6 protein-coding genes, 1 tRNA gene and 1 pseudogene are annotated in these 9,488 nt (G+C 58.0%); 5 read left to right on the top strand and 3 right to left on the bottom strand.

The genetic code is table 11. The features are described from left to right. Nucleotides 1-625 precede the first annotated feature (625 nt). Nucleotides 626-701 (bottom strand) — tRNA-Thr (locus ACR0BF_RS18915). Between the two features lie 181 nt (nucleotides 702-882). Between ACR0BF_RS18915 and ACR0BF_RS18910 the strand changes: the two genes are divergently transcribed. Then, nucleotides 883-1,752: a hypothetical protein gene (locus tag ACR0BF_RS18910; protein WP_480625550.1), complete on the top strand. Its 870-nt coding sequence runs from the start codon at nucleotides 883-885 to the stop codon at nucleotides 1,750-1,752. A gap of 22 nt (nucleotides 1,753-1,774) precedes the next feature. On the opposite strand, the gene ACR0BF_RS18905 is transcribed toward ACR0BF_RS18910, so the two are convergent. Continuing rightward, entirely contained in the window at nucleotides 1,775-2,680 is a 906-nt protein-coding gene (locus ACR0BF_RS18905) for a LysR family transcriptional regulator (protein ID WP_480625549.1), read from the bottom strand. A gap of 92 nt (nucleotides 2,681-2,772) precedes the next feature. On the opposite strand from ACR0BF_RS18905, the gene ACR0BF_RS18900 reads away from it, so the two are divergent. The 4 genes from ACR0BF_RS18900 to ACR0BF_RS18885 are packed head-to-tail and all read left to right on the top strand — an operon-like array spanning nucleotide 2,773 to nucleotide 8,379. Then, nucleotides 2,773-3,945: a pyridoxal phosphate-dependent aminotransferase gene (locus ACR0BF_RS18900; RefSeq protein WP_480625548.1), complete on the top strand. Its 1,173-nt coding sequence runs from the start codon at nucleotides 2,773-2,775 to the stop codon at nucleotides 3,943-3,945. Then, nucleotides 3,942-5,144, top strand: coding sequence for an acyl-CoA dehydrogenase (locus ACR0BF_RS18895; RefSeq protein ID WP_480521025.1), 1,203 nt, complete (start codon nucleotides 3,942-3,944; stop codon nucleotides 5,142-5,144). The genes ACR0BF_RS18900 and ACR0BF_RS18895 overlap by 4 nt, the downstream gene beginning before the upstream one ends. Before the next feature lie 11 nt (nucleotides 5,145-5,155). Beyond that, entirely contained in the window at nucleotides 5,156-7,345 is a 2,190-nt protein-coding gene (locus tag ACR0BF_RS18890) for a dehydrogenase E1 component subunit alpha/beta (protein WP_480625547.1), read from the top strand. Continuing rightward, complete coding sequence (locus tag ACR0BF_RS18885) at nucleotides 7,342-8,379, top strand: ACP S-malonyltransferase (RefSeq protein WP_480625546.1); 1,038 nt, start codon at nucleotides 7,342-7,344, stop codon at nucleotides 8,377-8,379. The genes ACR0BF_RS18890 and ACR0BF_RS18885 overlap by 4 nt, the downstream gene beginning before the upstream one ends. 269 nt (nucleotides 8,380-8,648) lie before the next feature. On the opposite strand, the pseudogene ACR0BF_RS18880 reads toward ACR0BF_RS18885, so the two are convergent. Further along, nucleotides 8,649-9,485 (bottom strand): annotated as a pseudogene (locus tag ACR0BF_RS18880) (IS5 family transposase). Nucleotides 9,486-9,488: the final 3 nt, after the last annotated feature.

Genomic DNA, 9,488 nt, shown 5'->3' with positions numbered 1-9,488 from the left:
TCAAGCAAATGCCGCAATCAAAGGCCGGACACAGGACTGTACTGACCAGCCGCGCAATCAGAGCATTTTGTCCTTGCAAAGCAGACGCCATCCACACAGGACAAACCGGACTTGTGCAGGCGCAGCGAACGTGAGTGTGAGAGGTATTCGCGGGCGCAGCATTGCACTTACAGCGATGCAGCAAGTTTCCCCAGACTGATCTTTTGAAGCTCTCTAAATTCGCTAAAAGGAGACTACCTTTGCACGACGATGTATTCGTCCAATTAGGAGAATGGGATGGCAACGACCATAGTGTCGCCAGTTTCTGGCTGCACAGACCCGGACCGGACTGCGAGCTGGTGATCGCGTAGAGTACTCATGAGAGCTGCCTTCGGAGCCTAGCATCGTCAAAAGGTATAAAACCTGGGTCGGTTTGCCCGTTTAAGTTGGGACATTTTCACAGCCCTAACTCTAAAAAACACCAACATTTACTATCATCAATCTTATTAGAAGAATGCGTATCAAGGGAATCGATGGCGAGAAAATCTGGGCTCATATCCATCAACAGAAAAACAGGGGATAAATCAGGGGATACACAAGGTACCGCTCTGAAAAACATTATATTACATAATCTTATCATGTAAAGTGGTGCCCCCACACGGACTCGAACCGCGGACCTACTGATTACAAATCAGTTGCTCTACCAGCTGAGCTATAGGGGCACTGGCAGTCGATTACTTCGTCCGACAGAGGACTGCAACCCTCATTTTTAACTCGCACTTGGGGATTGCCCGTTTTCCTGAGAAAGTGCAGAAACCGCGGGGTTGGTTCGTTGCAGATTTTCATGCGACGCAAAGACATAGAATGGGATGGACACAGCCCCTGAGGGTAAAAGGACTAAAGATGCAGGTAGTAATCCATGCCGGGGCCGCCTTTGCCGATGAAGGGCAAGTGCTGTCCTCGCTTTCGGCAAACAAGCAGGCCTTGGTGGATTGCCGTGCTGCGATCTTGGGGCCACGCGGCGGGCGTCAGTTTGTCAAGGTTCTATCTGATGCTCTTGCTCAGGATTTGACTGATTCAAAAACGCAGGACGGGCTGCACGCCCTTCTTCCAGATGATCCAAATGTTGATCGTGTCATCCTCTCGAACGACAAGTTCTTTGGCCCAACACGCTCTGCCCTGCAACATGGACAGATTTACCCTTTTGCCGGGCAGCGGACAGCCTATGTGCAAACCTTGCTGGATGATGCTCAAGTTGAATTATTCGTCGGTCTGGTGAACCCTGGGATTTTCATACCCAAGGTCCTGATGTCGATCCATGAAGATCACCGGCAGGAGATTCTGACCAGCACCGATCTGAGCTGCCTGAGCTGGTTGAGCATGATCGAAGATCTGCGCGATCTTGCGCCTCAGGTGCAGCTCACTTTGTGGAAGAATGAACACTTGCCACTGATTCTGGGGGATATCATGCGCGCAATAGCGGGCCTGCCCGGTGACGCTCCTCTGGAGGATGAGTATGCGTTGCTGTCGTCGCTTCTGACTGAAACCGGTCAACGGCATGTTCTGGACATCGTGCGGGGCGGCGTCGGCCTCGACAAGGACGCTCAACGCGAAAACCTTGCGCGGGTTATGGAAGACTATGCCCGGCCCGATGAGGTCGAAGAAGAACTTGATCTGCCCGGCTGGAACGCAGACATCGTTGACGCATTTACAGAGCTTTACGAGCAGGATTTGGCAATCATCCAGACCATGCAGGGCATCCGGATGCTGTAACCCTTCTGTCCCTGAAGCACCCTTACAGATGCCTTTTCGTTTGCCGGATGATCCAGTCCGCAAACGCTTGTACGGCTTCGTTCCTCTGCCCGGTTGGCGTTGCAATGAAATATGCGCTGCCCGAGGTATTCGCCAGTTGCCCGATCTGGACCAGCGCGCCCGACGCCAACTCGGCCTCGATCAGGTAGGACGGCAAAATCGCAGCCCCAAGCCCGGCAACTGCGCCTTCGATCAGCATCGAGAACTGATCAAAGCGCATCCCTGGAAAAACCGTTCTGGCCTCAAGTCTATGGCTGGCATGATACTCGGACCACAGCCCGGGCCGCGAGGTCAGATGCAACAGCGGCAGATCGAACACATGCTGTTCCTCGAAAGTCCGTTGGTCGCCCAACAACACAGGCGCAGCCGCTACAACAAGTTTTTCCGGGAACAGCTTGCGTAGCCGCGCACCGGGCCAGTCTTCGTGCCCAAAGTGAATGGCAAGGTCCATGCGCCGCTCTTCCAGGCTGAACGGCGTCGTGTAGGAATGCAGATCCAGTTCGATCCCCGGATGCAGGTGCTTGAAATCCGGCAGTCTGGGCACCAGCCACCGTGTCGCAAAGGTGGGCAGGACCGCCAAGGTCAGCAACGACGCACCGTCACCGGCCGCGATCGCACGATTGATCGTACCGTTCAGCCGCTCAAGGTCGCCTGCAAGTTCTTCAAACAAAGCGCGACCCGCTTTCGACAAGCGAACCGCACGTCCGACCCGGCGAAAAAGCGTCACCCCCAGCGCAACCTCAAGTTCACGAACCTGACGGCTAACCGCGCCCTGCGTCACACCAAGCTCTTCTGCCGCCATGGTATAGCTTTCGTGGCGTGCAGCAGCCTCGAAACTGCGCATGAGGGCAAAAGACGGCAGGGAATTGATTCTGGGCATATCACTCATGAGTTTTAGTCACTGAAACGATACAAAACAGCGTATTTTTATCAAGTTACTTTGCAGATAGAACCTCAGTCATCTCCAGAGGAAGATTAACAGTGTTCCATCGCGCAAACCGACTAAACGGTATCGAATTGTCCGAAATCGTGCAGATTTCCGAGGCCGCCGCACGCTTGCGTTCGGAAGGGCGCGATGTTCTGGCATTGTCGACCGGTGAGCCTGACCTGCCCACCCCGCCCCATGTGGTCGAAGCAGCCCACGCGGCAGCGCTGGACGGCAAGACGAAGTACCCGCCTACGGCCGGGGTGCCAGATTTGCGCACCGAAGTTGCCCGGCAGGCCAAAGCCGAAGTTGCTCAGGTCATTGTGTCGACCGGTGCCAAACAGGTGATTGCCAATGCCATGCTGGCCAGCCTGAACCCCGGCGACGAGGTCATCATGCCCGCGCCCTACTGGACCAGCTATTCTGACATAGTGCGGATGGCGGGTGGAACGCCCGTCATTCTGCCTTGCCAGATGGATCAGGGATTCAAGCTTCTGCCGGAACAGTTAGAGGCCGCCATTACACCGCGCGCACGCTGGCTGATGCTCAACACGCCGTCGAACCCGTCGGGGGCAATCTACACGCAGGATGAAATTGCCGCCCTCGCATCTGTTCTGTCCCGGCATCCACAGGTTTGGGTTCTTGCGGACGAGATTTATCGCCATCTCAGCTTTACTCCGTTTGTATCAGTGGCCGAGGCGGCCCCTGACCTTGCCGACCGTCTGTTGATCGTCGATGGTGTCGCCAAAGCATGGTCCATGACCGGATGGCGCATAGGCTGGGGGATCGGGCCGGTCGAGCTGATCAAGGCGATGGTGGCCGTTCAGGGGCAGGTTACCTCGGGTGCCTGTTCGATTGCACAATGGGCCTCGCTTGCGGCGCTGACCGGCAGCGCGGGCCTGTTGGAAGAACGCCGCGCCGTATTTGCCGAACGCCGTGATCTGGTGGTTGCAGGGTTGAACGCGGTTCCGGGTTTGCGCTGCGCGGCACCCGACGGGGCGTTTTACGCCTTCCCTTCCTGCGCCGGACTGCTTGAGGATCTGGGTGGGCCTTTCAAAAATGACGCTGACTTCTGCACCTGGTTGTTGGAAGATGCTGGTGTCGCTCTGGTTCCCGGTCGCGCATTCGGGTTGCCCGGACATTTTCGCCTGAGCTTTGCTTATGCCCAAGATACAATTGCAGCGGGGCTTGCACGTCTCAAAGCCGCTGTAGAAAGGAAACTCTCATGAAACCACAATCCCGCCCCCAGCTTGGCCCTTTCACTTGGGATGACCCTTTTCTGCTGGAAGACCAGTTGGCCGAGGATGAACGCATGGTGCGCGATGCGGCCAACGCCTACGCGCAGGACAAACTGCTGCCCCGTGTAACTCAGGCTTTTGCCAATGAAGAAACAGACCCCGAGATTTTTCGCGAGATGGGGCAAATGGGCCTTCTGGGCACGACTATCCCCGAAGAATTCGGCGGCATCGGTGCCAGCTATGTCACTTACGGTCTGGTCGCACGCGAAGTGGAACGCGTCGACAGCGGTTACCGCTCGATGATGTCGGTGCAGTCCAGCCTCGTCATGTACCCGATCTATGCCTACGGAACGGATGAACAGCGCCGGAAATATCTTCCGAAACTGGCCAGCGGTGAGTCTATTGGCTGTTTTGGCCTGACCGAGCCCGATGCAGGTTCGGACCCCGGCGGCATGAAAACCGTCGCGAAAAAGACCGAAGGGGGTTATGTCCTCAACGGCTCAAAGATGTGGATTTCGAACGCGCCCATTGCTGACGTGTTTGTTGTCTGGGCCAAATCAGACGCGCATGACGGCAAGATCAAGGGTTTCGTACTTGAAAAAGGCACACCCGGTCTTTCAGCCCCGAAGATCGAAGGCAAACTGTCGCTGCGTGCCTCGATCACAGGTGAGATCGTGATGAACAATGTCGAGGTCGGGGAAGATGCTCTGTTGCCGGGTGTCGAAGGTCTGAAAGGGCCGTTTGGCTGCCTAAACCGTGCACGATACGGTATCGCCTGGGGATCTATGGGCGCAGCTGAGGCCTGCTGGCACGCCGCACGGCAATATGGTCTGGACCGAAAACAATTCGGTCGCCCTTTAGCGCAAACGCAGCTGTTCCAGCTGAAGCTTGCGAACATGCAGACGGAAATCGCCTTGGGCCTTCAGGCCGCTCTGCGCGTGGGTCGCCTGATGGACGAAGCCCGCGCAGCGCCAGAAATGATCAGTCTGATCAAGCGAAACAATTGCGGCAAGGCACTTGAGGTCGCACGCCACGCACGTGACATGCACGGTGGCAATGGCATCAGCCAGGATTTCCACGTGATCCGCCACATGGTGAATCTTGAAACCGTGAACACATATGAAGGCACTCATGATGTTCACGCCCTGATCCTGGGTCGCGCGCAAACGGGCCTGCAAGCCTTCGCCTGAGGACGACAAAGATGGATCGCGCAACCATTGTGCATGACAACTTCCTGCGCCGGGTTGCGGCACGGGATTTTCCCGATGGCGCGACGCCGTCTGGCCCACTGACAGCGTCTGAAGCGGTCGGGCTATATCGCGCGCAATGTCTCAGCCGCGCTTTGGACCGCCAAAGCCGGGCAATGCAGAAAGCCGGTCAGGGGTTTTATACCATTGGCTCCTCTGGTCACGAAGGGATGGCCGCCGTGGCGGCAGCCCTGCGCCCGACAGACCCCGCTTTTCTGCACTACCGCGACGCCGCGTTTCAGATCGCCCGGTCCGATCAGGTGCCGGGGCAGAGCCCGACATGGGATATTCTGTTGTCCTTCGCTTCATCCTCTGATGATCCGATCAGCGGTGGGCGGCACAAGGTGTTGGGGTCAAAAGCGCTTTGCATCCCGCCGCAGACCTCGACCATTGCCAGCCACCTGCCCAAAGCAGTCGGCGCGGCTTATGCAATCGGGGCAGCCCGCCGTCACAAACCAGAACATGCAGAAATGGCGGACGACGCCATCGTCTATTGTTCCTTTGGTGATGCCTCGGCCAACCATTCCACCGCGCAAGGCGCATTCAACACTGCACAGTGGACGTCTTACCAGTCGGTTCCCCTGCCGCTGCTGTTTTGCTGCGAGGACAACGGGATCGGAATTTCGACCAAGACACCACAAGGCTGGATCGCCGCGACATTCTCTCATCGACCGGGACTGAAGTATTTCTCGTGCGACGGGCTCGATATTTTCGAAACCTACCGTATAGCACAAGAAGCCGCCGCCTATGTCCGCAGCCGTAAGAAACCCGCATTTCTGCACATCCGCACGATGCGCCTGTATGGCCACGCCGGAGCAGATATGCCCACCACGTATTTGCCGAAATCCGAGGTCGAAGCTGAAGAGTCGAACGACCCCCTGCTGCACTCCGTCCGTCTGCTTGAACAATCCGGTTCGATGCAACCGGATGACGCGTTGAAGGTATACACCGACACCTGCGACCGCGTAGCGCGCGTCGCCGACAAGGCGATCACCCGCCCTCGCCTGAAAACCGCAGGTGACGTGATGGCCAGCCTGATCCCGCCCGCACGCCCCTGTGCCCCGACCAATGGCCCGTCAGCTGAACATCGGGCTGAAGTATTCGGCGGCGACCTCAAAGCACATGCTGAACCCCAGATCATGTCGCGCCTGATCAACTGGGCCCTGAGCGACCTGATGCTTGTACACGGCGAGATCGTGATGATGGGCGAAGATGTCGGGCGCAAAGGCGGTGTCTATGGCGTGACGCAAAAGCTTCAGGCCCGTTTCGGACCCGACCGGATGATCGACACGCTGCTAGACGAACAGTCGATTCTGGGCCTCGCCATCGGGATGGCCCAAAACGGGTTTACGCCCATGCCGGAAATCCAGTTCCTGGCCTATCTTCACAACGCCGAAGACCAGTTGCGCGGTGAAGCGGCCACCCTGCCCTTCTTCTCGAACGGTCAGTACACCAACCCGATGGTCGTTCGCATCGCCGGGCTGGGGTATCAAAAGGGCTTTGGCGGGCATTTCCACAATGACAACTCGGTCGCGGTTTTGCGCGATATTCCGGGGCTGATCCTGGCCTGCCCATCGAACGGCGCCGACGCTGCACGAATGCTGCGTGAATGCGTGCGGCTGGCCCGGGAAGAACAGCGGTTGGTCGTGTTTCTGGAACCCATCGCGCTCTACCCGATGCGGGACCTGCACGAAGCCGGGGACGCAGGCTGGATGCACACTTACCCCGACCCATCCGAAAGGATCGGTTTCGGCGAGGTCGGCGTGGATGGAGATGGCGACGATCTGGCCATCGTTACCTTTGGCAATGGCGTCTACCTCAGCCATCAGGCGCGCAAATCGCTGGAGGCCGACGGGACAAAAACCCGGATAATTGACATGCGCTGGTTGTCGCCGCTTCCCAAAGACGCGCTGACCCGGGCCGTAAGCGGCGCCAAGCGGATATTGATCGTCGATGAAACCCGGCATCACGGCGGCGTGGCCGAAGCCCTGATGGCCCATTTCCACGAAACCACTGATGTGCCGATGGCTCGTATTACCGCCGAAGACAGCTTTATCGCCACCGGCCCGGCCTATGCCGCGACCATGCCATCGAAAGACAGCATCGAGGCCGCAGCAAGATCCCTTATGGAGACGGGCAAATGAGGTCTGCGAAACAAACCGCTGTTGTCATCTGTCCGGGGCGCGGAACCTATAACAAACCCGAATTGGGTGTTCTGGGTCGGCATTTTACCGACAAGGCCCTGCTGGCACATTTCGATGGCATGCGGCGCGCACAGGGTCAGGAAACCCTAAGCGAACTGGACGGCGCAACACGGTACTCCGTGGCAAAGCACACGCGCGGAGACAATGCCTCGGCCTTGATCTATGCCGCCACGCTGGGCGATTTTCGTGCCATCGATCCGGAGAAGATCGACGTGGTGGCTGTGACCGGAAACTCGATGGGCTGGTATTCAGCCCTGGCCTGCGGGGGCGCCTTGACTGCCGAGGCAGGGTTCGAGGTGGTCAACACCATGGGAACACTCATGCAGCAGAGCCTGATTGGCGGCCAGTTGATCTATCCTTTCATGGATGCCGACTGGCAGCCGAACCCGGCACGCAAGGCCGAACTGCTGGCTTTGGTCGCTGAGATCGACGGCACCGGCGCGACCCTCACGCTGTCAATTGATCTGGGCGGGATGCTGGTTGTGGCCGGGGATGAAGCTGGGTTGTCCGCCTTTGAAAACAAGGTGCCTGTGGTGCAGGAACGATTTCCGATGCGGCTGGCCAATCACGCAGGGTTTCATTCACATCTGCAACGCCCAGTTGCCGAAGCCGGTCGCGCCCGCCTTGCCGCAGATCTGTTCCGGCAACCCAATTTGCCCATGATAGATGGCCGTGGTCAGATCTGGTGGCCCGGAGCCTGTGATCTGGACGCGCTTTGGGACTACACCTTGGGTCATCAGGTGACCGAAACCTATGATTTCACAAAGGCCGTATCACAGGCCGCGAAAGAGTTCGCACCCGACATGTTCATCGTCACCGGACCGGGAACCACACTGGGCGGAGCCGTCGCGCAATGTTTGATCCTGAGCAATTGGGACAAGATGCAGGACAAAGCAAGCTTTCAGACCAGCCAACGCGAAGAACCTTCGCTGATCTCAATGGGGATCGAGGATCAACGCGCACGTGTGACCTGACCTTGCACACCTTGGCGGTTCGCCCGGCGCAAATCGATCTATCGCGGGCACTCCGCTCCACTCTTCCCACCGAACCTTCTGTTCAGAGCCTGCCCAAAAAAGCGCCTACTTATCAAATCCACGCTTCCGAAACGGGAACAGATGACTGAGCGCCCAACCCCGCGCGGCGACCCGTTATCCAATGCTTCAGGTCATTTGGCACCTTCGCGCAAATCGGGACTCTTTCGATCGAGCACCTTGCAGACAGGCGACAGGGCTAGGGTCAGGATTCATAACCAGTAGATGACTAGAGCCGCGAGCGCGATGGCGGATAGGAAGACCTTGGGACAACGATCATAGCGTGTTGCCACGCGCCTCCAATCCTTGAGCCTGCCAAACATGATCTCGATGCGGTTTCGCCGCTTGTATCTGCGCTTGTCGTATTTGACCGGCGCCTTGCGCTGCTTTCGACCAGGGATGCAGGCGCGTATCCCTTTGTCTTTCAAGGCGTCTCGGAACCAGTCGGCGTCATAGCCACGATCACCGAGCAGCCAGTCCGCATTTGGTATGCTGCTGAGCAGAGCCCGAGCACCGATGTAGTCGCTGACCTGCCCGGCGGTAACGAACAGGTTGAGCGGGCGACCTTTGCTATCGCAAATGGCATGCAGCTTGGTATTCATGCCGCCCTTGGTTCGGCCCCTCTCGGCAGCATCCTTCGGATGCGCCTGCCGGGCAGTGAATCAGGCGGCCACGCCCCCCCTTTTTCGCGGCCATGCTGGTCGCGGTACGGTGGGCTTTGAGAGAGGTCGCGTCCACTGCCCGGCAGTCGAAACGCAGTTTCGATGAGAGGGGATCATCACAGTCTTTTCCTCGCCGTGTTCGGCTGCCAGGCCGGCCATCATCCGAGCGAAGATACCTTTCTCACTCCAACGCTTCCACCGGCTATAAAGCGTCTTGTGCGGCCTGTATTCTCTGGGTGCGTCACGCCACCGCAACCCATTGCGATTGATGAAGATAATCCCGCTCAGCACCCTCTTGCCATCGACCCGCGGCTTGCCATGCGACCGCGGGAAGAAAGGGGAAAGTCTGGCCATCTGCTCGTCAGTCCGCCAGAAAAGGTCGCTCATATC

This window comes from Ruegeria sp. AG7, assembly GCF_056541545.1.
Note: the sequence above shows the minus strand (reverse complement) of the source record. Positions and strands in the feature narration are given on the sequence as shown.

Coding starts and splice junctions, on each gene's coding strand:
- ACR0BF_RS18895 (WP_480521025.1), top strand. CDS start 3,942: ATGAAACCACAATCCCGCCCCCAGCTTGGCCCTTTCACTTGGGATGAC.
- ACR0BF_RS18910 (WP_480625550.1), top strand. CDS start 883: ATGCAGGTAGTAATCCATGCCGGGGCCGCCTTTGCCGATGAAGGGCAA.
- ACR0BF_RS18890 (WP_480625547.1), top strand. CDS start 5,156: ATGGATCGCGCAACCATTGTGCATGACAACTTCCTGCGCCGGGTTGCG.
- ACR0BF_RS18905 (WP_480625549.1), bottom strand. CDS start 2,680: ATGAGTGATATGCCCAGAATCAATTCCCTGCCGTCTTTTGCCCTCATG.
- ACR0BF_RS18885 (WP_480625546.1), top strand. CDS start 7,342: ATGAGGTCTGCGAAACAAACCGCTGTTGTCATCTGTCCGGGGCGCGGA.